Origin of the sequence: Bacillus sp. FSL W8-1141 (assembly GCF_038593205.1) — a bacterium.
In the GTDB taxonomy this organism is placed as follows: domain Bacteria; phylum Bacillota; class Bacilli; order Bacillales; family Bacillaceae; genus Bacillus; species Bacillus altitudinis.
Map to the genome: position 1 here is coordinate 3,026,203 of NZ_CP151973.1, position 25,167 is coordinate 3,051,369.

The 25,167-nt window shown below is 42.1% G+C and carries 27 protein-coding genes; 11 read left to right on the forward strand and 16 right to left on the reverse strand.

Annotation, left to right across the window (positions count from 1 at the left end):
• Positions 1-99: 99 nt before the first annotated feature.
• The 3 genes from NSQ52_RS15675 to NSQ52_RS15685 are packed head-to-tail and all read right to left on the reverse strand — an operon-like array spanning position 100 to position 5,474.
• Positions 100-1,881: an acyl-CoA dehydrogenase family protein gene (locus tag NSQ52_RS15675; protein WP_251210442.1), complete on the reverse strand. Its 1,782-nt coding sequence runs from the start codon at positions 1,879-1,881 to the stop codon at positions 100-102.
• Between the two features lie 14 nt (positions 1,882-1,895).
• Positions 1,896-3,074 (reverse strand): acetyl-CoA C-acetyltransferase, encoded by a 1,179-nt coding sequence (locus NSQ52_RS15680; protein WP_039168145.1) that lies wholly within the window; start codon positions 3,072-3,074, stop codon positions 1,896-1,898.
• Positions 3,075-3,086: 12 nt separating this feature from the next.
• Positions 3,087-5,474, reverse strand: a complete 2,388-nt coding sequence (locus tag NSQ52_RS15685) for a 3-hydroxyacyl-CoA dehydrogenase NAD-binding domain-containing protein (RefSeq protein WP_342473547.1) — start codon at positions 5,472-5,474, stop codon at positions 3,087-3,089.
• A gap of 199 nt (positions 5,475-5,673) precedes the next feature.
• On the opposite strand from NSQ52_RS15685, the gene NSQ52_RS15690 reads away from it, so the two are divergent.
• Genes NSQ52_RS15690 through NSQ52_RS15700 form a run of 3 tightly spaced genes read left to right on the forward strand, consistent with a single transcriptional unit; the run spans position 5,674 to position 6,433 of the window.
• Complete coding sequence (locus tag NSQ52_RS15690) at positions 5,674-5,811, forward strand: YuzL family protein (protein WP_008347049.1); 138 nt, start codon at positions 5,674-5,676, stop codon at positions 5,809-5,811.
• A 10-nt stretch (positions 5,812-5,821) separates the two neighbouring features.
• Positions 5,822-6,073 (forward strand): hypothetical protein, encoded by a 252-nt coding sequence (locus NSQ52_RS15695; RefSeq protein ID WP_060698253.1) that lies wholly within the window; start codon positions 5,822-5,824, stop codon positions 6,071-6,073.
• A gap of 12 nt (positions 6,074-6,085) precedes the next feature.
• Positions 6,086-6,433, forward strand: a complete 348-nt coding sequence (locus tag NSQ52_RS15700) for a spore coat protein (RefSeq protein WP_160758016.1) — start codon at positions 6,086-6,088, stop codon at positions 6,431-6,433.
• A 31-nt stretch (positions 6,434-6,464) separates the two neighbouring features.
• On the opposite strand, the gene NSQ52_RS15705 is transcribed toward NSQ52_RS15700, so the two are convergent.
• The 3 genes from NSQ52_RS15705 to NSQ52_RS15715 all read right to left on the reverse strand — a co-directional run bounded on the left by NSQ52_RS15705 (position 6,465) and on the right by NSQ52_RS15715 (position 8,211).
• The gene (locus NSQ52_RS15705; protein WP_017359282.1) at positions 6,465-6,716 is read right to left on the reverse strand and encodes a YusU family protein; all 252 of its coding nucleotides are present in this window, start codon (positions 6,714-6,716) and stop codon (positions 6,465-6,467) included.
• 72 nt (positions 6,717-6,788) lie between these two features.
• A complete protein-coding gene (locus tag NSQ52_RS15710; RefSeq protein ID WP_008347057.1) occupies positions 6,789-7,619 on the reverse strand; it encodes an ABC transporter ATP-binding protein in 831 nt (276 codons plus the stop codon).
• Between the two features lie 145 nt (positions 7,620-7,764).
• Entirely contained in the window at positions 7,765-8,211 is a 447-nt protein-coding gene (locus NSQ52_RS15715; RefSeq protein WP_171465740.1) for a YusW family protein, read from the reverse strand.
• Between the two features lie 113 nt (positions 8,212-8,324).
• Here NSQ52_RS15715 and NSQ52_RS15720 point away from each other — a divergent pair, with 113 nt between their 5' ends.
• A complete protein-coding gene (locus NSQ52_RS15720; protein ID WP_342473549.1) occupies positions 8,325-9,167 on the forward strand; it encodes an oxidoreductase in 843 nt (280 codons plus the stop codon).
• A 244-nt stretch (positions 9,168-9,411) separates the two neighbouring features.
• Here the strand turns inward: NSQ52_RS15720 and NSQ52_RS15725 are convergent, their stop codons facing one another.
• The gene (locus tag NSQ52_RS15725; RefSeq protein WP_017359279.1) at positions 9,412-10,782 is read right to left on the reverse strand and encodes a trypsin-like peptidase domain-containing protein; all 1,371 of its coding nucleotides are present in this window, start codon (positions 10,780-10,782) and stop codon (positions 9,412-9,414) included.
• A gap of 337 nt (positions 10,783-11,119) precedes the next feature.
• Between NSQ52_RS15725 and NSQ52_RS15730 the strand changes: the two genes are divergently transcribed.
• Positions 11,120-11,794, forward strand: a complete 675-nt coding sequence (locus tag NSQ52_RS15730) for a response regulator transcription factor (protein ID WP_039963802.1) — start codon at positions 11,120-11,122, stop codon at positions 11,792-11,794.
• Positions 11,791-13,122: a HAMP domain-containing sensor histidine kinase gene (locus tag NSQ52_RS15735; protein ID WP_342473551.1), complete on the forward strand. Its 1,332-nt coding sequence runs from the start codon at positions 11,791-11,793 to the stop codon at positions 13,120-13,122. The genes NSQ52_RS15730 and NSQ52_RS15735 overlap by 4 nt, the downstream gene beginning before the upstream one ends.
• Positions 13,123-13,142: 20 nt before the next feature.
• On the opposite strand, the gene spxO is transcribed toward NSQ52_RS15735, so the two are convergent.
• Positions 13,143-13,307, reverse strand: a complete 165-nt coding sequence (gene spxO, locus NSQ52_RS15740) for an anti-adapter protein SpxO (protein ID WP_096881830.1) — start codon at positions 13,305-13,307, stop codon at positions 13,143-13,145.
• 192 nt (positions 13,308-13,499) lie between these two features.
• Between spxO and NSQ52_RS15745 the strand changes: the two genes are divergently transcribed.
• Entirely contained in the window at positions 13,500-14,378 is an 879-nt protein-coding gene (locus NSQ52_RS15745; protein WP_017359276.1) for a TetR/AcrR family transcriptional regulator, read from the forward strand.
• Positions 14,379-14,491: 113 nt separating this feature from the next.
• Here the strand turns inward: NSQ52_RS15745 and fumC are convergent, their stop codons facing one another.
• Complete coding sequence (gene fumC, locus NSQ52_RS15750) at positions 14,492-15,886, reverse strand: class II fumarate hydratase (RefSeq protein WP_017359275.1); 1,395 nt, start codon at positions 15,884-15,886, stop codon at positions 14,492-14,494.
• A gap of 87 nt (positions 15,887-15,973) precedes the next feature.
• Positions 15,974-16,141, reverse strand: coding sequence for a YvzF family protein (locus NSQ52_RS15755; RefSeq protein ID WP_017359274.1), 168 nt, complete (start codon positions 16,139-16,141; stop codon positions 15,974-15,976).
• 113 nt (positions 16,142-16,254) lie between these two features.
• Between NSQ52_RS15755 and NSQ52_RS15760 the strand changes: the two genes are divergently transcribed.
• The 4 genes from NSQ52_RS15760 to NSQ52_RS15775 are packed head-to-tail and all read left to right on the forward strand — an operon-like array spanning position 16,255 to position 20,284.
• Positions 16,255-17,679, forward strand: a complete 1,425-nt coding sequence (locus NSQ52_RS15760; RefSeq protein ID WP_008347079.1) for a spore germination protein — start codon at positions 16,255-16,257, stop codon at positions 17,677-17,679.
• Entirely contained in the window at positions 17,666-18,760 is a 1,095-nt protein-coding gene (locus NSQ52_RS15765; RefSeq protein WP_212360935.1) for an endospore germination permease, read from the forward strand. The genes NSQ52_RS15760 and NSQ52_RS15765 overlap by 14 nt, the downstream gene beginning before the upstream one ends.
• Positions 18,757-19,878: a Ger(x)C family spore germination protein gene (locus NSQ52_RS15770; RefSeq protein WP_041507750.1), complete on the forward strand. Its 1,122-nt coding sequence runs from the start codon at positions 18,757-18,759 to the stop codon at positions 19,876-19,878. The genes NSQ52_RS15765 and NSQ52_RS15770 overlap by 4 nt, the downstream gene beginning before the upstream one ends.
• Before the next feature lie 37 nt (positions 19,879-19,915).
• Complete coding sequence (locus NSQ52_RS15775) at positions 19,916-20,284, forward strand: hypothetical protein (RefSeq protein ID WP_007500307.1); 369 nt, start codon at positions 19,916-19,918, stop codon at positions 20,282-20,284.
• Between the two features lie 42 nt (positions 20,285-20,326).
• On the opposite strand, the gene NSQ52_RS15780 is transcribed toward NSQ52_RS15775, so the two are convergent.
• The 6 genes from NSQ52_RS15780 to NSQ52_RS15805 all read right to left on the reverse strand — a co-directional run bounded on the left by NSQ52_RS15780 (position 20,327) and on the right by NSQ52_RS15805 (position 24,872).
• A complete protein-coding gene (locus NSQ52_RS15780) occupies positions 20,327-20,962 on the reverse strand; it encodes a response regulator transcription factor (protein WP_007500305.1) in 636 nt (211 codons plus the stop codon).
• Positions 20,959-22,023 (reverse strand): two-component system sensor histidine kinase LiaS, encoded by a 1,065-nt coding sequence (liaS, locus tag NSQ52_RS15785; RefSeq protein WP_007500303.1) that lies wholly within the window; start codon positions 22,021-22,023, stop codon positions 20,959-20,961. Before liaS ends, NSQ52_RS15780 begins: the two co-directional genes overlap by 4 nt.
• Entirely contained in the window at positions 22,020-22,784 is a 765-nt protein-coding gene (gene liaF / locus NSQ52_RS15790) for a cell wall-active antibiotics response protein LiaF (RefSeq protein ID WP_007500301.1), read from the reverse strand. Before liaF ends, liaS begins: the two co-directional genes overlap by 4 nt.
• Positions 22,785-22,814: 30 nt before the next feature.
• A complete protein-coding gene (locus NSQ52_RS15795; protein ID WP_045034575.1) occupies positions 22,815-23,684 on the reverse strand; it encodes a DUF4097 domain-containing protein in 870 nt (289 codons plus the stop codon).
• A gap of 111 nt (positions 23,685-23,795) precedes the next feature.
• Positions 23,796-24,461: a PspA/IM30 family protein gene (locus tag NSQ52_RS15800; RefSeq protein WP_342473552.1), complete on the reverse strand. Its 666-nt coding sequence runs from the start codon at positions 24,459-24,461 to the stop codon at positions 23,796-23,798.
• Positions 24,462-24,476: 15 nt separating this feature from the next.
• The gene (locus NSQ52_RS15805) at positions 24,477-24,872 is read right to left on the reverse strand and encodes a hypothetical protein (RefSeq protein WP_047945391.1); all 396 of its coding nucleotides are present in this window, start codon (positions 24,870-24,872) and stop codon (positions 24,477-24,479) included.
• Positions 24,873-25,167: the final 295 nt, after the last annotated feature.

Below are 25,167 nucleotides of genomic sequence, written 5' to 3' on the forward strand. Positions count from 1 at the left end.
CCTGCAAATAGTGACAACATTTTATCACAAAACATATGAAAAACCTAAATGTATGCTTACAAAAAGGTGCGGCATGATATCCGCACCTTTTCAGCCGTCTTATACGATATATTTCTCTGCTTCAAAGATTCGTTTCGCCACCTCACGCTTTTTCGCGATGACATTCATTGGCGTGAATCTTGTCAGCTTGCGAAGGGCTGACAGACTCATACGGAGTGAATCTCCTTCTTCCATGGCAATCAATGATTCTTTCGCATGAGCTTCAATCTTTAAAAAGGCTTCCTGTGTGAAAATTTGTGTATACGCAAGCTTTTGTGCATTTTTTTCTGTGCCTGATGCAGCGATTGCTTTTTCCGTACGCAAGACCGCCGACTCAGCAGCAAAGAGTTCATTGACGATATCTGCTATATTCACAAGGATTTCTTGCTCTTTGTCTAATGCTTTCCCATATTTCATCGCCGCCATTCCAGATACCATCAAGGCGATCTTTTTCGCATGGGCAAGTAAGTATTTCTCTTGATCAAGCGGCTGATCACCCGGCTCTTCCGGCATCATCATCATCAGCTCTTCCTGTAGGGTTTGCGCTTTTTGAAGAAGTGGAAGCTCTCCTTTCATCGCTTTCTTCAAGAAGGTGCCTGGCACAAGCAATCGGTTAATTTCGTTCGTTCCTTCAAAAATACGGTTAATTCGTGAGTCGCGATAGGCTCTTTCGACTTCGTATTCTTGCATGAAACCATATCCGCCGTGAATCTGCACACCTTCATCCACAATGTAATCGAGCGTTTCAGAGCCAAGCACTTTACAAAGAGAGCATTCAATCGCATATTCTGCAATGGATTGCGCAATTTGTTTCCCATCCTTTTGCTCCTCGTCACTTAACAGACCCATTCTTTGTTCAAATAACCCGACTGTGCGGTATACAGCACTTTCCATGGCATAAAGCTTTGCCGACATGTTGGCTGCTTTTTCGCCAATTAAGCTAAATTGAGAAATTGGTGTTTTAAACTGCTTGCGCTGATTGGCATACTCTGCCGATAATTGAATGACTCGTTTTGATGCACCGATTGTCCCTACAGCCAGTTTATAGCGTCCAATGTTCAAAATGTTAAAGGCAATGACATGACCTCTGCCTGCTTCACCAAGCAAATTCTCCTTTGGCACTTCGGCATCTTCAAGGATTAACGTTCTCGTCGAGGACCCTTTAATGCCCATCTTTTTCTCTTCAGGTCCTGTTTTGACTCCAGGAAAATCCTTTTCTACGATGAAAGCAGAGAAGTGTTCACCATCAATCTTCGCATACACGACAAACACATCGGCAAATGCGGAGTTTGTGATCCATTGTTTTTCCCCATTGAGGACATAATGTGTTCCAGCTTCATTCAGGACTGCCGTTGTTTTCGCACCTAGCGCATCAGAACCTGACCCTGGCTCTGTTAGGGCATAGGCCGCAATTGTTTCTCCAGAGGCGAGTCCTGGCAGGTACTTTTCCTTTTGCGCTTGATTGCCAAACAGCACGATCGGCAAAGAACCGATCCCGACATGGGCGCCGTAAGAAAGAGAGAAGCTGCCTGCTCTTGCAAATTTTTCAGTAATGATGGCTGAGCTGATTTTATCTAGCCCAAGCCCGCCAAATTCCTCAGGAACATCCGCACCAAGCAGGCCAAGCTCTCCAGCCTTTTTCAAGAGACGAACAGAATGCTCGAATTCATGATTTTCAATTTGATCGATGTGCGGAACGACATCTTGTAAAATGTAATCTTCTGTTGTTTTCCCGATCATTTGATGTTCATCAGAGAAATCCTCTGGTGTAAAGATATGCTCATAATTCGTCTCATCAATTAAGAAACTGCCACCCTTTTTTACTTCTTCCATTGCTTTCATCCTGTTTTCCCCCTTTAGATCAATTCAAAAATGCCTGCTGCTCCCATGCCCCCGCCGATACACATCGTCACAATACCAAATTGTTCATTTCGCCGTTTCATTTCATGAATGAGGGACAGCGTGAGTTTCGTTCCTGTACAGCCTAGCGGATGTCCTAATGCAATGGCGCCGCCGTTGACATTTACCTTCTCTTCATCGATCCCTAAATGACGAATGACTTGAATCGCCTGAGAAGCAAATGCTTCATTTAATTCAAACAGCCCGATGTCCTTCAGCTCTAGACCAGCGATTTTCAGCGCACGCGGAATGGCTTCAACCGGCCCAATTCCCATGACTTCAGGTGGTACACCACCAACAGCAAACGCTCTGAACTTGGCGAGCGGCTGAAGAGAAAGAGAAGATGCTTTTTCGCGATCCATCATCATGACACATGCCGCTCCATCACTCGTCTGCGAAGAGTTTCCTGCAGTCACTGTGCCTTTTGTTGAGAAGGCAGGTCGTAACGTTGAGAGAACCTCCTCTGTTGTGCCCGCTCTGACACCTTCATCTTGTGAGAACGTAAATTGGCGTTCTTCTAGTTGATGATTCTGCTCTCCTACCCGTCTTTCTGTCACATCAACGGGAACAATTTCATCTGAAAATTTCCCTTCTTGAAGTGCCTTTGCTGCCTTTTGATGGCTCCTCACCGCAAAAGCATCTTGATCTTGCCGTGTGACCTGATACTTTTGCGCCACTTGCTCCGCTGTGTGGCCCATGCTCATATAGTATTCAGGCGCTTGCTCTGCCAAAAGAGCGTTTGGACGAATGGAGTGACCCATCATTGGGACTTGCGACATCGATTCGACGCCTCCGGCCAAAATGGTTTCTGCCTGCCCAAGCATAATTCGTTCACCTGCATAAGCAATTGACTGCAGACCAGAAGAGCAATAGCGGTTAATGGTAATAGCAGGTACTGTATATGGCAAACCTGCTAATGCCCCAATATTCCGGGCCACATTTAGCCCTTGCTCTGCTTCTGGTGTCGCACATCCGATGATTAAATCATCGATTGTTCCATCATAATCACCGGCACGCTTTAGCGTTTCTTTTACACACAATGCGCCCATATCATCAGGTCTGACATGTTTTAATGATCCTTTTTTGGCTTTCCCTACTGGTGTTCTTGCGCCAGCTACAATCACTGCTTCTCTCATTTTGACTCCCCCCTAGTTACGTAAAGGTTTTCCTTTAACGAGCATGTGCTGCATGCGTGCCTGAGATTTGACTTCCCCTACAAGACTTAAAAAGGCTTCTCTTTCAAGCTCTAATAAGTATTGTTCATCCACCTCTGTACCAAATGGCAATTTGCCGCCAGAAATGACATGTGCTAGTTTTTTCGCAATGGTCATGTCATGGTCTGAAATGTATCCAGACAATCTCATGTTTTCAGCAGCCAGCACCATTGCTGCGTAGCCTGTTTCCCCCATCACGGGCACCTTTCGCTTCAGCGGTGCACGATAACCCGCTTCATCAAGAGAAAGAACGAGTTGTTTCGCATCATGGATTAAATGATCACCATTCATGCTGATCCGGTCATTCACTCGGAGCATCTTCATATCACGCGCTTCCTCTGCTGATGTAGATACCTTTGCCATCGCAATGGCTTCAAAGGTTTGTAGCGTAGCATCTTGGATCGCAGTTGCTGATGGCTTTTCCGCTCCTTGCAGATGGCGAATATAGAGTTCTTTGTTTCCGCCTCCGCCCGGTATGAGTCCGACCCCCGCTTCGACAAGCCCCATATACGTTTCACTGGACGCTTGGATAGCGGCTGCTGGTAGACAAAGCTCCGTCCCTCCGCCAAGTGTCATACCAAATGGTGCAGCCACAACTGGACGGTCACTATACTTCACCTTCATCATCGCCTGCTGGAACCTGCGAATGACAAAATCAATTTCAAAGAAGTTGTCGTCCTGTGCTTCCATTAAAATTAAGGCGAGATTCGCACCAACACAGAAGTTCTTTCCTTGGTTACCGATGACCAGCCCTTTATAATTCTTTTCCGTTTCATCTACAGCACGGTTGATCATATCAATGACATCAAGCCCAATGGCATTACTTTTCGAATGAAATTCAAGCAAGGCAACATCATCCCCGATATCGATCAAGCTTGCACCCGTATTTTTAAAAATGACATCGTGTTTCTTTTTCAATCTAGCTAACGACATATTCTTGTCGTTTCCCTTTTCCTGTTCATAAGCACCATTCTGATAAAATGCACGGTCTCCTTCGGCATTTTCTTGATAGAACGTGTCATGTCCTTCTGAAAGCATATCTTGCACCCACGACGGGATGCTGTGCCCTTCCGCTTCCATTCGACTGACGGCTTTTTTCACGCCAATCGCATCCCACAGCTCGAACGGGCCATGCTGCCAGCCAAATCCCCATTTCATGGCGTTATCGATGGACTGAATATCATCCGCAATGTCGCCTTTTAGATGAGCTGAATAAAGAAGAACAGGTGCGGTCATATTCCAAAGCAATTGCCCAGCACGGCCATCTTGATAAATAAGCGCTTTCAATTTCGCTTTTGTCCCCTTTTGCTGCTTGGCAATGTCAATGCCCGGATCCTTCAGCTTTGTCCGTTCTCCGTATGTGAGTGTGACAGGATCAAGCTCTAAAATGGTCTTTCCGTTTTTTTGATAAAATCCTTGCCCTGCTTTGCTGCCGATCCACCCTTTTTCGAGCATTCTTTCCATAAACTCAGGCAGCTGAAAAATATCTTTTTCCTTTCCTTCTACCTGTTCATACACATTGCGGGCTACATGAGAAAATGTGTCGAGTCCCACCACATCAAGTGTGCGGAAGGTCGCACTTTTCGGTCTGCCAATGAGTGGACCTGTAACAGAATCGACCTCTCCGATCGTGTATTTGTTCTCAAGCATTTCACGCACTGTGACAAGAAGCCCATAAGTGCCAATTCGGTTGGCAATAAAGTTCGGTGTATCTTTTGCTTCGACCACACCCTTGCCAAGTACATCTTCACCAAATGTTTTCATATATGAGAGTACTTCTGGATCTGTTTCTTGAATAGGAATTACTTCTAACAGCTTTAAATAACGAGCTGGGTTAAAAAAGTGAGTGCCTAAAAAGTGGCGTTTAAAATCAGCTGATCGGCCTTCTGCCATTTTTTCAACAGAAATACCGGATGTATTGCTGGATACGATGCTGCCTTCTTTGCGGTGTTCGTCGATGAGAGAGAATACGTGTTGTTTAATGCTGAGCTTTTCAGTGACGACTTCAATGATCCAGTCAGCATCGTGTAATAAGGAAAGGTGATCTGTGAAATTTCCGGGTGTGATGTATGATAGGTTTTTGGCTGAAGTAAGAGGTGCTGGCTTTTGCTTTAACAATTTTTTCATTGCGTCTTGGCTTAATCTATTCCGAACACTAGGGTGATCAAGCGTTAGCTTTTTTGCCGTTTCTTCCTTTGTCAGTTCATGTGGCACAATATCTAGCAATGTTACTGGTATCCCGATATTGGCTAGATGTGCAGCAATGCCTGAGCCCATGACACCTGAACCAATGACAGCCGCCTTGCGAATATGTTTGCCCATAAATATCCCCCTAAACATTTTGAATGAACAGTCATTCATTTTTTGTCCAAAAAAAAGCAATGCCTCTTTCTTTATCTTAAAAGATTTTCCGAAACAGTTCAATAGCAGATTTCAAAAATTTACACATTCTCATGCGTCTTTCTTTACAGCGTATGAATTAAAGACGAGGGGGAATTGTAAGAATGGAGGTGATGTCCACATGTCTCGTTTGCAAAAGAACCCATCAAAAGCAGGCGTAAGTGCTGCAAGTGTGAAAGGAAACGCAGGTCCATCACAAGAAGCAGACCTAGGCGGTAAAAAGACCAGTCAAAATCAGCAATATAAAAAGAAATCGTAAGGAGGAACACATCTTGAACAACCAGCAAATGAATATGCCCCCACAGGTGATTTCAGTAAAGGATTCCTTGTACCTAGAGGATATGCTGAACTGGAATTTGATCGCGATGAAAAAGGCCCACTTTATGGCCGAGCATTGTCAGGATCAAACATTGAAACAAGAACTCAATCAAGTTGGTCAAATGCACCATCAGCATTACACACAAATACTTCAACATTTAGGCAGCTCAGGGCAAGGCCAGTCTTCTGGCTTTATGCAATAGGAGGTAACAGACATGGAACAGCAAAACCAACAAAAAATCGGGAATCCACAAACGCCGGTTCCAACAACGACAAACATGAACGATCGCGACTTTGTCACAGACCTTTTGTCGACTGAAAAATATATGACAAGCGGATATAACACAGCGCTCAATGAATTCAGCCATGAATCTCTTTACCAAGATATTCAGCGAATTGCGCTAGAAACACAAAAAACGCAAAGACATTTATATGATGTCATGTTCCAATATGGCTGGTACTCTGTCGAAGCCGCTGACCAGCAGAAGCTCCAGCAGGCACATCAGAAGTTCCAGCAAACACTGACAGATCAATCACCGTACGGATCATCACCCATGCCATAAAGAAAAACTGCCAGCTCGTACTGGCAGTTTTTTAACGGTCTTTATTGGCACGATGAGCTTCATTTAATTGCTTGATCCGCTGAATCGTTTCTTTGATGTCTTCTTTTGCCTCTGGATACGTGTCATTAAAATGCTTGGCTAAAGGCGGCATGCTTTTGGCAATATGAGAATAGATGATCCACTGCGAGACATCTCTTTTCAGTTCCTCATTCGTTTCACCAAGCAGCAGCTCTGTATATTTATCAAGCAGGCCTTCGAGCTTTTCATCTAATTCATTTCCCATTTGTATTCCGCTCCTTTTTTCAGAAAAAAGCCTGACTCTGCGTGTAACAGATGTCAGGCTTTTCACATACGATTATCTTGCAGCAAGAAATGTCTCAGCTTGTGCCTGTTGGACAATACAGCGTCCTCTGCCGTGCGGAATACATAACGGTGTTCCGAATAAAGGATCTGTTGTTACTTGGCAGTTCATATCAAAGACATTTTTCACAAGATCACAGTTAATGACAGTTTCCGGTCTTCCTTCTGCATAAATTGACTTGTCTTTAATGGCCACAAGGTGATGCGCATATCTGCAAGCGAGATTGAGGTCATGCAGAACCATGACAATCGTGCGCTGCTCTTTTTCATTTAAATCAAAAAGAAGATCCAGGATTTCAATTTGGTGCGTCATGTCTAAATACGTTGTTGGCTCATCTAATAGAATAATATCCGTCTCCTGTGCCAATGTCATCGCAATCCATGCACGCTGCCTTTGTCCACCTGATAATGAATCAACCGTTCGATCAGCAAGGTCTTCCATCTTCGTTGATTTCAGTGCGCGATTTACCGCTTCTTCATCTTGCTTTGACCATTGCTTCAGCCAATTTTGATAAGGATATCGCCCTTGCTTGACGAGTTGATGTACCGTTAATCCTTCTGGCGCTTCTGGCCCTTGCGGAAGAATGGCGAGCTGTTTCGCCACTTCCTTTGTTGGTAATTTGGCAATGGAATGACCTTCAAGCAGGACAGAACCACCCATTGGCTTCATGAGACGGGCCAAAGAGCGAAGTAGCGTGGATTTACCGCATCCATTGCTGCCAATAAATACTGTGATTTCACCCTTAGGGATTGACACATTTAGTTCGTCTATGATCATTGTTTCTCCGTAACCTAAGCTTAAACCTTCAGTAGAAATGGCACTCATTCCGCTCAAACGCTCCTTTTCTCATCCAAATTTTTTATATTGAATATTGTCTATGTAGACGTCAAAGATCACTTATCTCAATTTAGTGTATCAGATTTAAGTGATCTTGAAAATCATTTTCAATTAAAAAATGAGAAAGTCTCGTTTACTTTTTCTTTTCGAATGCACGTTTTGTCCCATCTTCGAGCTTGATATCGACTCGTATCCGCTGATAATCATCATCTAAATTAAAAGCAGATAATAATTCATTGACATATGTTTCATTCAGCTTTGCACTAGGAATCGACATATCATTGAGCTTCATCTTCATTTCACGTAAAGCTTCTTCCCCTTCATAGCGGACACCATTCATATGATCTCGAATCAGTGCTTCTTCTCTTCCACCAGCTTGACGATAGGTAGCTTCATATAATTCGCTTTTTTGTCCATATTGTACGTGCAATTGCAAATGCTGAAATGGCAGTTCCTTCATTTGAACAGCTGACAGACTTTCAGCTTCTGCTTCATGTGGATGTTGTATTGGTTCGATTGAACGACAGCCAGACAGCATAAAGAACAGCACTCCTAGCAGTCCCGCCTTCTTCCAGCACATCATGTATTTCCTCCTATTTCATAGCATCGTTTTTTATTCTTCTCCAAGCCCCTTTTCGTTATTCAATAAAACAGCAGACTATGGTAGATTAAAACAAAAAGGAGAACCGGATGATGAATAAAACAGCCATTGTGACTGGTGCCAACAGCGGTTTCGGAAAGCTCATCACATTGCGTCTTGCTCAGCAAGGGTACACTGTGATTGCTGGCGTAAGACAGGAGACCAATGCGAAAAAGCTTTCCGAAGAAGTAAAGAACGCCGCTTTATCCGAATCGATACATATTGAAGCATTAGATGTGACAGATACACAGTCCATTCAAGCATTTCAGAAAAGGCTTAATGCCTATGCTCCCATTCACCTGCTTGTGAACAATGCGGGAACGGCCTATGCTGGTTTTGCTGAAGAGGTGCCTGTTGATCAGTACCGTGAGCAATTTGAAGTGAATGTCTTTGGTGTGATGGAAATGACACAAGCAGTCCTTCCGTTGATGACGAGCGGCGCAAAAATTTTGAATATGAGCAGTATCAGCGGACTCATGGGAATGCCCGCACTCTCTCCATATGTATCGTCAAAGTTTGCGCTAGAGGGCTATACAGAGAGTTTGCGAATTGAGCTGGCTGCGTTTGGCATTCAGGCCGCTTTGATTGAGCCGGGTTCTTTCCAAACGAACATTTGGAACACCTCCATGAATGAGCAAATGACACCACCCGCAGCAGGTTCTAAATACACAGCTATTTATCAAAACATGATGTCCTATATAGAGGCGCAAAAAAACAACTATGGAGATCCCGGCGAAGTTGCAGAGCTTGTGGTTTCGCTTGCAGAGAAGAAGCGGCTAAAGAAGCTAAGGTATCTTGTCGGGAAAGGTGTTCGGCTTTCATTCATAGCAAAGCAGCTCCTGCCTTGGAATGTATGGGAAAACATTATTTTACGGACACTATCTTCAAAAAAATAGGCACAAAAAAACAGGTGGATCGTTTATCCACCTGTCAGCGTGTAGACAAACCCTTGCATTCTTTGTCAGTCCTGCGTGCTGGTGCTCACGAATGTCAAATTCGCTCCGCGCCAGCACTCGTCCTTCCTAGACTGCAAAGGCTTTCTATCACGCTGAAAAAAAGAAGACAAAGGGCTAAAATAAAGTTCATTTTAGCCCTTTGTCAACAATCTAACAGGTGGATCGTTTATCCACCTGTTTTCTTTTATTCGTTATCAGACTGCCCAAGGGTAATATCAAGATTTTTGTTCTTTCCATCACGAATGACAGTCATAGTCGTTTTATCGCCAATTTTTGTTTCTTTATAAAGGATTTCTTTCAGCTGTGAGCTGTTCGCTACATCTTTTCCTTTGAACTTGATGATGACATCTCCAGACTTCAAGCCTGCTTTTTGTGCAGGAGATCCTTTTGATACATCTTTTACATAAATGCCTTTACCGATTTGTTTATCAAATAGGCCAAGTGTATTTTCCTGATACGTTTCAGGCACTTGCTCAAGGTCAATCATTTGTACACCAAGGTAAGGACGTTCGACTTTTCCATTTTTCAACAGCTGATCTACGATCGGTTTTACATCGTTACTTGGGATCGCAAATCCGAGTGATTCTACTCCGCTTTCGCTAATTTTCAAGCTGTTGATGCCGATGACTTGACCGTCTGTATTGATCAGCGGACCGCCACTGTTTCCAGGGTTAATGGCTGCATCTGTTTGAAGCACATTCATCTCAACAGTTCCAGATGATGTATTGGCTTCAACGGTACGATCGAGACCACTAATAATCCCTTCTGTTACTGTACCAGAGAACTGCGCACCAAGCGGGTTCCCGATTGCAATGACTTTGTCTCCAGCCCGAAGCTTAGAAGAATCTCCAAAGCTTGCAACTTTATCAATGCCGTCAGCATTTATTTCCACGACAGCTAAATCTGTCATTACGTCACTGCCGACAAGCTTCGCATCTTTTGTTTTTCCATCGTATAGTGTGACCTTTAATTTATTGGCACCCTCGACTACATGGTTATTTGTGATAATGTATGCTTTTTTGCCATCTTTTTTGAAGATGACACCAGAACCCGTTCCAGCTTCTGCTTCAGTTGAATCACCGCTAAGACCGAACGAGTTTTGTGTAGATTGATAGTTTGAAACCCCTACAATCGTCGGCTCTAAATCTTCTACCATATCAGCAACATTCGTCGCATTGGTGATTTGTTTTGTTGAGAAATTTTCAGATGAAGCCGGTTCGCTTGATGCTGTTTGGGTTTGAGTGTTTGCCGCTGTATCTTGTGACTGCGGTAAAAGCGGTGTAATGCCAAGCACAAGACCGCCACCAATAATCCCTCCAAGAATAGGACTCAGCCATGCAGCCTTCCGTTTTTTCTCCTTTTTAGACGAACGGTCATCAATCACTTGAGGAGACCCGTTTGACACCCTCTCCTGAGAGGCAGATGCTTCGTTTTCATGATGGTGAAAAACGAGTTCTTTCTCTTTTTCTGGTTCTTCTATTTGTTTCTCATTCTCTTGATGTGCGTGTTCTTGATCATTCATCTTTTTCTCTTCATCTTCTCTTCGGAAATCCATCGCTTGCACTCCTTTGCATCATTTTCATGAAATGCTTCATTCATATGTCTAGACAGGACTCATGTCCTCTTAATGGCAATATCATTGAAAAATTCTTTATGACAATATGTCAAATTATATAATACTTATTCATAGAAAAAAAGCAAGGTGTGCACATTGGTGAAAAGCACCTATTCATTAGCCTTTTGTCTATGCCCTTTTTTCCCTTGAGCTTATCATAAACAAACATTATGGGATAATGATGAGAAGAATATGTGAAATTGTGAAAAAAGCGTGTGATTGTTGACATGCCGCCTTTGTATCCCGTTATAATGACGTTGAGAGGATGTGGAAGACTTTGTCGTACACCATTTATTTAGTTGAAGATGAGCAGAATTTAAATGAACTGTTAACCAAATATTTAGAGAGTGAAAATTGGAATGTGTCCTCTTTTTTAACCGGAGAAGCGGCACGCGAAGCAATGAACAAGCCCCCGCATCTATGGATTTTAGATATTATGCTGCCTGATACAGACGGCTACACACTCATTAAAGAAATCAAAGCAGCCTCGCCTGACGTACCGGTCATTTTTATTTCGGCACGTGATGCAGATATTGATCGTGTGCTTGGCTTAGAACTCGGGAGCAGTGATTATATTGCGAAACCCTTTCTTCCGCGCGAGCTGATCATCCGCGTGCAAAAGCTGCTGGAGCTTGTATATAAAAACAGTGACAAACCGCAGCAAAGCGTCACACCCGTTTCTTCCTATATCATTCATGAGGACGTAAGAGAGGTGTATGAAGGAGATCAGCTGATTAATTTAACGTCTAAGGAATTTGATTTGCTGCTCTTATTTACCCATCATCAAGGACATGCCTTTTCCCGGGAAGATATCCTCGTCAAGATCTGGGGGCACGATTACTTCGGGACAGATCGTGTGGTCGATGATCTTGTCAGACGGCTGCGCAAAAAAATGCCTGACTTAAAAGTCGAGACCATTTATGGATTTGGCTATAGGATGCTAAAAGGATGAAGAACAAACCACTCGCTTTTCAAATTTGGGTTGTCATCTCTGGCATTTTACTCACCATCTCGATTGTCCTGATCATTTTATTTTCAAATACATTACGCAGCTTCTTTACGAATGAAATTTATAAAAACATCGAAAACGAGCAGCAAGTGTTAACAGAATACCCTCTGAATCGAGACGGCTCACCAAAGTCGACACCAGAAAACCGCTCGGTTCAGCACATTCTGATTCCGTCAAATGAATTAAATCAAATGGCTCAGTTTTTCCCGCATGCCTTTATTGAAAAAGTGCAGTCCTTTGTTAAAAAACAAAAAAGCGCAACAAAACGCTATTCTGAAGAAGTGAATGGTCAGCATATCTTTTTTGTGATCAAAAAAGTCTCAACAGGCAATACACAATATATTCTCTTGTCATATGCACCCGATTCTTATCGAGATGACTTGTCCTTTACACTGTTTAAACAGCTGATTTTCATCTTAGGAACGGTTATTTTACTAAGCTGGATTCCATCGATTTGGCTCGCCCGCTACTTATCACGTCCAATCGTCGCGTTTGAAAAGCACGTCAAGCGCATTGCACAAGAAGACTGGGACGATCCTGTGATTGTTGACCGGCAAGATGAAATTGGCAAACTGGGGCATACGATTGAAGAAATGAGACAAAAGCTCATTCAAAAGGATGAAACAGAACGAACGCTTTTGCAAAATATATCACACGACTTAAAAACACCTGTGATGGTCATCCGCGGTTATACGCAGTCTATTAAAGATGGAATTTTCCCTAAAGGAGATCTTGAACAAACGGTGGAAGTGATTGAAGGCGAAGCGGAAAAGCTTGAGAAGAAAATCAAAGATTTGCTGTATTTAACAAAGCTTGATTATTTATCAAAACAACATCCGGCGCATTCTCCCTTCCTTGTGAGTAATACAATGCTGGAAGTGGTTGACCGTTTACGCTGGTCGAAAAATGAATTGCAGTGGAACGTGGACTTAGATGATGAGGCTGCACTTGAAGGCGATCCAGAACAATGGAGCAAATTATTTGAAAATGTATTAGAAAATCAACTGCGTTACGCAAAAAGTAAAATTGATATTCATATGAAGCAGGAAGAGGATCAAATTCGCATCGTCATTCGTAATGATGGCCCTCCAATTGAAGAACACATGCTATCCAGCCTATACGAACCTTTTAGTAAGGGAAAAAAGGGCGAATTCGGCATTGGATTAAGCATTGTCAAACGAATTCTTTCAATGCATCAAGCGTCCATATCAATTGAAAATGATGAACTAGGTGTACGCTATACGATCACTGTTCCAAAGAAGAGGCTGTAGGTTTTACACCGCAGTCTTTTTTAGATGAATGAATACCCATTGAAATCACGGTATGTGGCTTTGATTTTCTTGCCAGCTTGATACATCCATTTCTTTTCAATGGTTGTCTCTTTCGGCATTTTGACTTTTTCTACTTGAATTCCTTTTGTTTTCAAGCGTCTAATCATATCATCAATTTCTCTCATGGAACATCATCCTTTCACATTTTTTGACCGGTTGGTCACCTTACTTTATAATATAAAGAATTACACTGTAAAAAACAAGTTACAATCTGATTAATTTTTGAAAAGTTTTGTCGTTTATGACCGATAAGTCACATCTCTTTGCGCACGTTTCCTAAGACATTTGTCTCTCGGTAAGAAAGGATGACATTCATATTGAAAAAGAAAGAAAAAATGATTATTGAGGCTGGTATGAAGTTATTTGCCAGCAAAGGCTATAATACAACGTCTGTTCAGGAAATTGCAGATGAATGCCACATGTCAAAGGGTGCGTTTTACCTTTATTTCAAATCGAAAGAAGCACTGCTTATTTCGATCTTGCATTACTATTACGATAAGGTATTTACCCGGATTCACGAGGTTCAAACAGAGGGCGGCACACCAAAAGAGGCCTACCGGAAACAGCTCACTGTCTATTACGATAATATTTTGCAGCAAAAAGATTTTATTAAAATGCAGCTAAGCGACAGGGCGCTCCCATTGAACGAAGAAACGCAACAGCTCGCAAAGCAAATTCGACTTGCGACGATTCAGTTGCACATTGATAACATTAAGCAAGTGTATGGAGATGCAGCCATTCCTTATATGGCTGATCTATGTTTAACGATTGAGGGCATGAGTCACGTTTACTTTGAGCTTGCCATTTTATATGATTTTCAGCTCGAAGCAGAGGAGCTTGCCGCAACAATGATTCACCGTATCGATGATCTAATGGGCGGTATGATGAAGCGCAATGACCATCCACTCATTTCTGTGGACCAAGCAAGCGACTGGTTCGGCCCGATTTATGAACGATCATTTGACCCGCTCACAGAATCTCTATTAAAAGAATTAAGAGAGCTGGCAGAAGCACATTATGAAGTGAAAGACGAGCCAGATTTATTTGAAGCGCTTGGCATTTTAGAAAACGAGTTAAACAAACAAAAACCAAGACAAGTCATCGTCAAAGGCATGCTTTACCAATTGAAATTATACACACCACTTCAGCCGGTCTCAGGCTCCTTATTACGTATTCTAAAAGAAGATCATTTATAAAACCCAGGGCTTGGTTGCCCTGGGTTTATGATTGTGACAAATAATCAAAATTCTTTTCTGTGATTTCAGGGAGTTTCCATAAAAAAACCAGAGGCACAGAGGCCTCTGGTGTCTTATTTTGCTTTCGGTGTCACCATTTCTTCTGGTTTCACAAACTCTTCAAACTGCTCTTCTGTTAATAGCTCTAATTGAAGGGCAGCTTCTTTTAGTGTTAATCCTTCTTTGTGCGCAAGCTTCGCAATTTTTGCTGCATTTTCATATCCGATGTGCGGGTTGAGTGCCGTCACAAGCATCAATGAATTGTTTAGGTTTTTCTCGATCGTTTCTAGGTTTGGTTCAATTCCAACGGCACACTTGTCATGGAATGAGTTCATACCGTCAGCAAGCAATTCAACTGACTGCAGGAAGTTATAGATGATGACCGGCTTAAATACGTTCAGCTCGAAGTTTCCTTGGCTTGCGGCAAAACCGATTGTTGCATCATTCCCCATGATTTGTGCGGCAATCATTGTTAAAGCTTCACTTTGAGTTGGGTTGACTTTTCCTGGCATAATGGAGCTGCCTGGCTCATTTTCAGGAATGATCAATTCACCAATTCCGCAGCGAGGACCACTTGCAAGCCATCTCACATCATTGGCAATTTTCATTAAGTCAGCTGCAAGTGCTTTAAGCGCACCGTGTGCATATGTGATTTCATCATGGCTTGTCAGCGCATGGAATTTGTTTGGTGAAGAATTGAACGTTTGACCTGTTAACTGGCTGATTTCTTCTGCCACGTATTTACCAAACTCAGGATGTGCGTTAATTCCCGTACCAACAGCTGTGCCGCCAATGGCAAGTTCTCTCATTTTTTCAGTAGATTCTAAAATCATTTCTTTTGAACGATCAAGCATGTACACCCAGCCGCTAATCTCTTGGCCCACTGTAAGAGGTGTTGCATCTTGCAAATGCGTACGGCCAATTTTCACGATCTCTTGGTATGCTTTTGCTTTCTCATCAAGCGTCGCTCTTAACTGGTCAATCGCAGGCAATAGCTTTTTGTACACAGCTAAAACAGCTGCCACGTGCATAGCCGTTGGGAATGTATCATTTGAGCTTTGGCTGCGGTTGACATCGTCATTCGGGTGAATGCTGAATTCACTATTTTTATCTTTCAAGTAAGCAGTTGCTCTATTTGCAACGACTTCGTTCATGTTCATGTTACTTTGTGTTCCACTTCCTGTTTGCCATACAACAAGCGGGAAATGCTCGTCATACTTTCCACTGATGATGTCATCACATACAGCAGCAATCGCTTCTGCTTTTTCACTTTCTAAGTTGCCTAGACGTTCGTTCGCAATCGCTGTGCTACGTTTCAAAATTGCAAACGCATTCACAACTTCCTTTGGCATTTTCTCAGAACCGATTTTGAAATTTTCTTTGCTTCGTTGTGTTTGTGCACCCCAGAACTTGTCCTGTGGCACCTTGATTTCGCCCATTGTATCTTTTTCGATTCTAAATTCTGTCATTATGTATCCCTCCATAGCTTCATCACTCAACTCTATTCTATACAAAAAACGAAAATCCTTTAAGCGTTTTCAATTAAAATTTTATCTTTATTTTAATTTTAGTTCAATATAAACACGAACATCTTTGGAATATTTGTATTTTGGATTTGTTTTTCCGTAATCTTTTGACGTATAAGTCACCTCATAATGCTTGTCAAACGACTGTAGAATAAGGTCGATCTCCTCTTTTGTTCCTGCCAAACGAATTTGCGCCATCTTCTTTCCTCCAACACCGTGATTCTTTCATATACCACAAAATAATGTAACACAGAATATTGTTTTTTCAAGCAGGTAATGCTAAGAAAAAGAAATTGAGGCGGGTGATCCATTTGAATCAAACTCCATTGAAAGAGCACTTATACGATAATCTCTCTGTCATTCTCCCTCAGTTAAAGGACATGGATGATTTGATCCATGAGAAAAAAACATTGCCTCATGGACAGGTTGTCTACTATTTATACATTAAAGAAATGAACGAAGCGATGCAGATTCAAACCTTCTTAAAGCTGCTATTGCAAGATCATGCCTCTCTAACAAAAGAGAAGCTAGAATCCAATTTATCGATGATGACTACCCGTACGGTAAAAACCTCTGAAGAACTAGTAGATGCTATTTTTCAAGGACATTGTGTCGTACTGATTAATGGATTTCAGCACGCTTATATTTTAGAAACACATGGAACGAAGAAACGCAATTTAGGAGATGCTACATCTGAAACCGTCGTAAGAGGACCAAAGATTGGTTTCATTGAAGATATCAACACGAACTTAGCTCTCGTCAGACAGCGTTTGAAAAATCCTGATCTCAAAACAGTAGACATGAAAATCGGCGAAAAGAAATACACCCAAGTATCGATCATGTACATTGACGGTATCGTTGAGCCCTCTGTTTTAAAAGAGGTAAAAAAGCGTCTCAAACAAGTCACCATTGATGATATACAAGACTCTGGCGTCCTTGAAGAGCTCATTGAAGACAATGTGTATTCTCCTTTTCCGCAAATTCAAAACACAGAACGGCCTGATAAAGTGGCATCTGCTTTAAACAATGGGCGCGTCGCCATCTTTGTCGATCATTCGCCTTTTATCTTAATTGTGCCTGCTTCCCTCGCGACGATTATGCAGTCACCTGATGATTATTATGAAAGATGGATCGCCGCCTCTCTTATTCGTTTGCTACGTTTTACGTCCATCTTTCTCACATTGTTTTTATCAGCCATTTATATTGCCCTTGTGTCCTTCCATCAAGGCCTTTTGCCCACAACTTTAGCTATTTCCATCTCAAGCACACGAGAGAATGTCCCCTTTCCTCCTATTGTGGAAGCACTCATCATGGAAATGACCATTGAGCTGCTGCGAGAGGCCGGGTTAAGACTTCCTAATCCACTTGGACAAACAATCGGACTTGTGGGCGGTGTTGTCATTGGGCAGGCAGCCGTACAAGCCCATATCGTCAGCTCCATTATGGTCATTATTGTCAGCGTCATTGCACTTGCATCCTTTACCTTTCCTCAATATGGAATGGGGATATCATTTCGTGTCCTTCGCTTTGTATCCATGTTTACTGCAGCTGCATTCGGTTTATATGGACTTGTCCTGTTTATGCTCGTCTTACTCACTCATTTGACCAGACAAAAAAGCTTTGGCACCCCATATTTTTCACCAGATTTTGTGTTCAGTTATAAAAATGAGGACAATTCCATCATCAGATTGCCTTTGAAAAATCAAAAGAAAGGGGAACGACATGGTCAATCATAAAGAGTCGATCACAAGCTATCAGGCAAGTGCCATTATCGCCAATACCACGCTAGGCGCAAGTATGATGATTCTGCCAAGATCAATGGCTCAAGCTGCGCCTACACCTGACGGCTGGATTGCACTCTTACTCATGAGTGTGATATACATTGTGTTCATTTTTGTGAATGTGCTCATGATGAAAAAGGTCTCCTTTTCTTCCTACTATGACTATACAAAAGAAGGACTTGGGAAATGGATTGGCTCACTTGCCAACCTGTTGATTATTATTTACTTTCTCGGCGTTGCCAGCTATGAAGTGCGAGCCATGTCTGAGATGGTGAAATTCTTTCTACTTCAAAACACACCTGTAGCCGTGACGATGATCAGCTTTATTTTGGTTGGTTTTTACCTTGTGATTGGGGGGATTGGTGATTTTGCCCGACTGTGCCCTTTTTTTCTGATTGTCACACTCATCATCTTATTTGTAGCCTACGGACTTAGTGTACAAGAGTTTAAGCTCGATAACCTACGGCCAGTTTTAGGAGAGGGCATTTCCCCTGTTTTCAATTCCTTGAATGCTTCGGCCATTTCGTTTGTCGGCATTGAAATGATGCTTTTCATGCCTGCCTATATGAATACGCAAAAACACACTTTTGCATATGGCTCCATCGGCTTTTTGATTCCTGCGATCATCTATATTTTCACCTATATTCTTGTGGTTGGTGCGCTCACGGTGAAAGAAACGGCGACTCTGACGTGGCCGACCATTGCCTTATTTCAATCATTTGATATTCAGGGGATTTTTATTGAACGGATTGAATCCTTTTTGCTGATTGTTTGGCTTGTCCAGCTTTATACGAGCTTTGTAGGATATACGTTTTTTGCTACGATAGGAGTCATCAAATTGACTAAATTCCCTAAAAAAATCGCGCTCGCCTTGATGGGCATTGTGATCTTCTTTGCCGCTCTTTTCCCAAAAGATGTTGATACGGTCCGAGACTATTTATCCTACGTAAACAACTTGTTCTTTCTTCTATTTGGTATACTCCCGTTTCTTTTATTTATCATCGTATTTTTCAAAAGGAGGCGGAAAACAGCATGAAAAAGAAAGCGGTTCTTGCGCTCTTCTCACTGATTCTATTATGCGGGTGCTGGGATAGTACAAATATCGAGGAGCTCAACATGGCAATTGGATTTGCTGTAGATAAAGGAGATGACGGACATAAATTGAAGCTGTCTATGCAGGTGCTCGTTCCGCAAAAAATTGAGCAAGAATCAAGCGTGAAAGATCCGACGAAGATTATTGAAACAAGCGGTGATTCCATACACCAAATTTTTCGTACGACGGCCCTAAAAACACACCGCATTTTTGCTCAGCAGCTGAGGGTTTATTTGTTTTCTCAAGACCTTATCAATGAAAATAATTTCGATTTGGTCATCAATCAATTCATTCGGGACAATGAAACACGAAGAGGAAGCCTTGTCTTTATGGCCTCTGAGAAGCCTGGAGATATGCTGAAAATCAATGACGACGGCCAGCCTGCCGCTTCCACCTTATACGATATTTCTTCGAATACAAAAACGACCATTCGTATGTTCAAGCCCGTTTCCTTAGGAGATATTTCTTCTGCTATGCAAAACAACGTATCCTTTGCCATTCCGAAAGTCAGTGTCAGTCAGGGCAAATTAATGCTGGATGGTGCCTCGATTATTCAGAACAAACGATTTCTCACCAACATCTCTCCTTTAGCGGTGCAGTCCTACAACCTGCTGACTGGAGATGCAACAGGCGGAGTGATTGAATTCCAATATGAACATAGCATTTATTCTTTTGAGATCTTTAAAATCAAACACAACATTGACACCCATAAAACAGCCAGTGGCAAATATGAATTTGATGTGTCAGTGGAGCTTGATGGAAGATTGTCTGAGGATTGGAATGAACGGGAAAATTCATTTAATGAAAAATACCTCCAAGAAATTGAGAAAGTCGTGGCACATCGACTTGAGGAAAATGTAAAAGATTTTATCGGGGAATTACAGCATGAGATCAAAGCAGATATTTGTGGATTTTATCAAAAAGCGAGTATTGCCTATCCGAAGGAATTCCGAAAAGAAGCAAAACATTGGGATGACATTTTTAGTGAATCGGATATTCGTTACAAGGTAAATGTGAAAATCCGTGACTTCGGGACTAAGGGCGCAACACAATCCTTATAGAGTATGTTAAAATGGTAAGAAAAAAAGGGTGTCAATCATGAAACGAGCTTTACTTTCGGCCGGCATTCTATTTTTGATTCTAGGAATACTTCTGTTAGTCGTGGTATTCATGCAATCAAAAGAAGATTTCTTCATTGAAGCCGACAGCTTTTCAAGCACATTTTTGATCGTGATTTATTATGGACAAACCCCTGCGCTCCTTCTGATTGGAGGCGGTTTATTTGTTGGACTTTCACAGATCATTGATTTGCAAGAGAAAAAAGCGGCAGTGGCAAAGGAAAGCGTCAAACTGCTTTCCGAGATGAAGAAAACCCTGGAAGACAAATCGGCCGAGGAGCAGGAGGCTTTTCCAGTTCCTGAGCTCCATCAACTATCCGAACGTCCAATCACAGGACAGAAGGACTAATTTTGCGCATGTTCCAGCAGCTTTCATTTGAAAGCTGTTTTTTTATTGAATCAGCTTATGGCGATGTGCATACACGGCTGCTTGTGTGCGGTCTTCTACATCAAGCTTGGAAAGAATGTTGGTAATATGCGTCTTGACTGTTTTGATGGTAATAAACAATTCCTCAGCAATGACCTTATTCGATTTTCCATCGGCAATCAGCTTTAATATTTCCATCTCTCTTGCGGTTAACGAATCGTGCAGAATGGACCCATTTGATGAATGGCGGAGTTTGTTCATGACCTTTCCAGCTACTTTTGATTCAAGTCTTGGTTCGCCGATACTCGCAGACCTGATGGCATCAGCAATTTCTCCTGCTTTCGATGTTTTTAAAAGATAGCTTAAGGCACCAGCCTCAATAACTGGATACACTTTATCATCATCAATAAAGCTCGTCAGTACAATAATCCGGGCATCCTCTATTTCCTGACAAATTCTTTTCGTTGCTTCGATGCCATCCATGCCTTCCATAACAAGGTCCATTAAAATCACGTCTGGCTTTAATTCAACCGCTAGTTCTACACCTTTTTGTCCATCTGACGCTTCACCGATGACTTCAATATCCGCCTGTGCCTCTAAAAAAGCAGCAAGACCCATTCTCACCATTTCGTGATCGTCAATTAAAAGCACTCGAATCATCGAACGTTCTCTCCTTTTCCTTCATCAAAAATGGGAACCTTCACATCAATTTGTGTGCCTTTTCCCTCAAATGACATAATCTCTGCGACACCGCCTACTTCACTTGTTCTTTCTCGTATCGATTCAAGTCCGTAGGAAGCAGTCTTCACATGATCTGTTTGAAAACCAATCCCGTTGTCGATAATTTTCAACTGAACTTGACGGTTCCGAATAAGCAGACGTACTGTCACCTTTGTCGCCTTTGCATGCCTAAACACATTGGAAAGGGCTTCTTGCACAATTCGGAACAGATGGTCCTCCACCCCTTTAGACAGCGGAGCATCATCTTCTATTTCCCAATCAATATCAATTGGCTGCTTTGCCTGAAATTCATTGAGTAGCTCAATCAAGCCTTTTTTCAAGTCTTTTCCTTCAAGGGTGATCGGTCTTAAATGCAGAAGGAGTGCACGCATCTCATTTTGTGCATCGCCAGCCATTCGTTCCACAAGACGCATTTGCTTTAAAATCTTTTCATCCTTTTCCTTCATCCCTTCAAGAATCGCAGACGTCATCATCGAAATGGCGAATAGCTGCTGGCTGACTGCATCATGCAGCTCACGCGCTAGACGCTGACGCTCTTCTGAGACAACCGATTTTTTCATTTGAACCTGCCATTCAGCTCGCTCATTTGAAAGCTTTTGTAAGGAGGCTACTTGCCCTTCCACTCGTTTCGCCATTTCATTTAATTGATCTGCCGCCAAACCAATTTCATCATCACCTAGAGAAGGCAGTCTATAGGCAAAATTCCCATTTTCAAACTTCAAAATCGACTCTACAAGCTGATCCAGCCGCTTCTTATGCTGATAGCCAAACACATGCCCCGCTGATACACCAATGGCGAGACTAATAATGAGTAAAATACAAAAAAACGGGATGCCGAACCACCGCGTAGACAGCAAAATCATGGGATCAAGCTGGTAATAAAAAAACATCGGGAGTGTCGTCATGATGACAACACCAAGCGAGATACCGACTGCAAGACGAACAGATTGCCACTGGATGCCTAAATGCAGTTTCCTCATAAGTACCTCACATCCACATCCCCAATCAGGAGAGAAATGGAGATTTTCACTTTTCGCTTGCTCTCATCATAATCATTTGTCATGACATACACTTTACTGCCGAACCCGCTTCTTTTTTCATCAATGATTTTCATATCACCAATTGCAGCCGAAGCACTCACACATACTTCAATATCCTGAGGTACATAAATATCGACATCTCCGATGAGCCCACTAATGACGATCGTGCTCTCTTCCTCAGCAATAATCGCCTTGGATAAGTCGATTTTGACATCGCCAATAAAACCTGAAATGGTCAAATCGCTTAATTGAAATGGTTTTTTCATCAGCCTGACTTCACCGATGAAGAAATCATGTTCTTTGCGCGGCTTTGTCTGGCTTTTTGTTTTCTTCTGATCGCCCTCTTTTTCAAGATTGACTTTCAGTGAAGGCTTTCCATCGTCTGATGATTCCTTTTTATCGACATCAAAAACAGGTTTGTTTTTCAATAAACGATAGCCCGCATAGATCAAAAAGGCAGCAAATAAATACCCAGTCAAACTAAACGTGATATTTAGTAGAAACTTCAAGAAGAGAAAGCCTGCAAAAATATAGGAAACCGAACCGAGCCAACGTTTAGATCGAGAGTGCAGCCAATAACCAGCCAGAGCAAAAAACACTGGCCAAAATAGGTCTGCCCCAATCCCAATAATTTTGAGAAAAAGATTAATACCGAAAATCACCACAATGATGCCTAAAATTTGATTTCTAGAAAAACGCAGTTGACTCGCCTCCTTCCTTTTTACGTTTGTTTACCGCAATTTTAAGTTTCCGCTTGTCATCTCAATATCGACTAAGTGTGTCCCTTTCCCATGCGTGCCTGTAAAACCTCGGCCTTCACTATCCGCTTGGTCAAAATCATACGAATGATCAATACGTCCACTCGTTTTTTTCACTTGGACTTTGAAATCTCCCTCATCTGGCAAGTTAAATTTCGCACTGCCTGATGTCATGTGAAAGTCGACTGGTGAATCAATTGTATCAAAGCTTGCTGTTAGCCTGCCGCTTGTCATGCCTAATTGCAGCTTTCCTTTTACATCTTGAATATCAGCACGACCAGAAGTGGCACCAATATCACTTTCCTTCGCATCAATATGAGACACTGAAAGTCTGCCAGAAGTCGCTTTGATTTCCACACGATTTGCTGAGAAGTTCTCAGCTGTGAGGTTTCCGCTCGTTGATTTGAGCGTCACATCTTGAAGAGACAGCTTTCCTTCGCCATTTACTTCGCTCACGCCGATTCCACCTGTTATTTTCACATCTTTATGATAATCTGTTGGAATTTTGACTAAGAGTTCTCCTTTTTCAAATGCAGAGAAAAACAAAAATCCTTTATTTTCAGCACGGACTTTGAATGTTCCGCCTGTTTGTTCCGCATACATTTTCCCTTTTCCATTCACAACCATCACAGAAATATCCGAACGATCTTCCGGCTTCACCTTGATGCGAAATCCAGAAAGAGAGATATCTAATTGTTCAACCTCATCCTTTTTCGCTGAAGCTGTTGTGACCGCTTTATCACGAGAAAAGCTCAAATGAAAGAGATCTCCATTTTTGAAAAGCATCCCAATCATCAAAAAAACACCAACAAGTATACAAATTAGACCAATGAACCGTTTCATTTATATCATCCCTTTATCCTTTGACCTTTTTATTATAAGGAAAAGCGAAACAGAAAGAAATCAAATAACGGAAGAAAAATCCTGTTTTTCTTCCGTTTTGACACATTTCCATTAGTTTGCCGGCTGTTTCTCAAGCTGCTTTGATCGCTTAAGCTTTTGCCATTCCTTTTCAACCTCATCAGCGTAATCAAGATGAGCATAAGCACCCTGATCGGCAAATTGTGCATAGCTACCCGCTTTTGTCTCCATTTCCTCTATACGGTTCTCCATGCGTAGAAATTCTTTATAAGCACTTTCACTATCAACCTTATTCATAGATTCATTCATATGCTGCTTTGCCTGTGCGGCATTGGCTCTTGCAATCAGCGCTTGCTTCTTGTCTTTAACATCACGCAGCTTTGTTTCTAGATGCTGCAACTGTTCTTTCAGCTCTTTCAGCTGTTTAACAGATTGCTGATAGGCATCTTGATATTCGTTGTGCTTTTCTTCAAAATACTTCATTTCAGTCAGTGCTTTCCGTGCAAGTTCTTCTTCTCCTGCATGAAACGCCAGCTCCGCCTGTTTCTTTCGCTTATCAGCAAATTCTTCTGTTTCTTCTGCTTTTCTCAAGAAACCTTGCTGAATGGTTTGCTGTTTAATGATCGCATGCTTTGCTTTGGCAATATCGTCCTCCATATCACGAACATATTGATTCAGCATGACACGCGGATTCTCCAATTTATCTAAGCCTTCATTGACTGTTGCAACAAACATATCACGTACTCTTCTTAATACCATTTCATATTCCTCCCTTTATTTTTTCTTTAAAAAGTCTTCCCATTCTTGATCAAATGACGTGTGCATAGTTTCTTCCATGTTCGGTGCCGTGTTTGGCTCCATATATGTTGTTCTGCCGGATGATTCCTTTGCAGATTCACCATTGATCATCTTCCAGCCAAAGTAGAGAAGTACTCCAGCAAATGCGATTCCGAGTAAAAATGGCAGCGACTGTGCGACGAGCAATACACCGATAATAGAGAGTATGACCCCTGTTGTTTTACTGCCTTTATCATATTTTTTGACACCTACATAAATGAGCCACGCCCCAATCAAAGTCGGGATCAGCCCGCCCAATGAACCACCAAAGAAGATGGATAAACCGATAAACATCAGGATTGAACCGATGATGGTTTTACTTGTGATTTTCATCTTCATGCCTCCTTTCTTGCTCCTTGCTTTAACTATAGTCAAAAAAGGAAGCCGACAAAACGTGTCGTAGATTGATCTTTGATTGCGACCAGAGTCGTAACATGGCTCAGACTGAACGGTTGAATCCATAGAAAAAGCACTCTTCGACTAGAAGAGTGCTCAGATTATTGACAAAGGGCTAAAATGAACTTTATTTTAGCTCTTTGTCTTCTTTTCAGCGTGATAGAAAACCTTTGCAGTCTAGGAAGAACGAGTACTGGCGCGGAGCGAATTTCACATTCGTGAGCACCAGCGC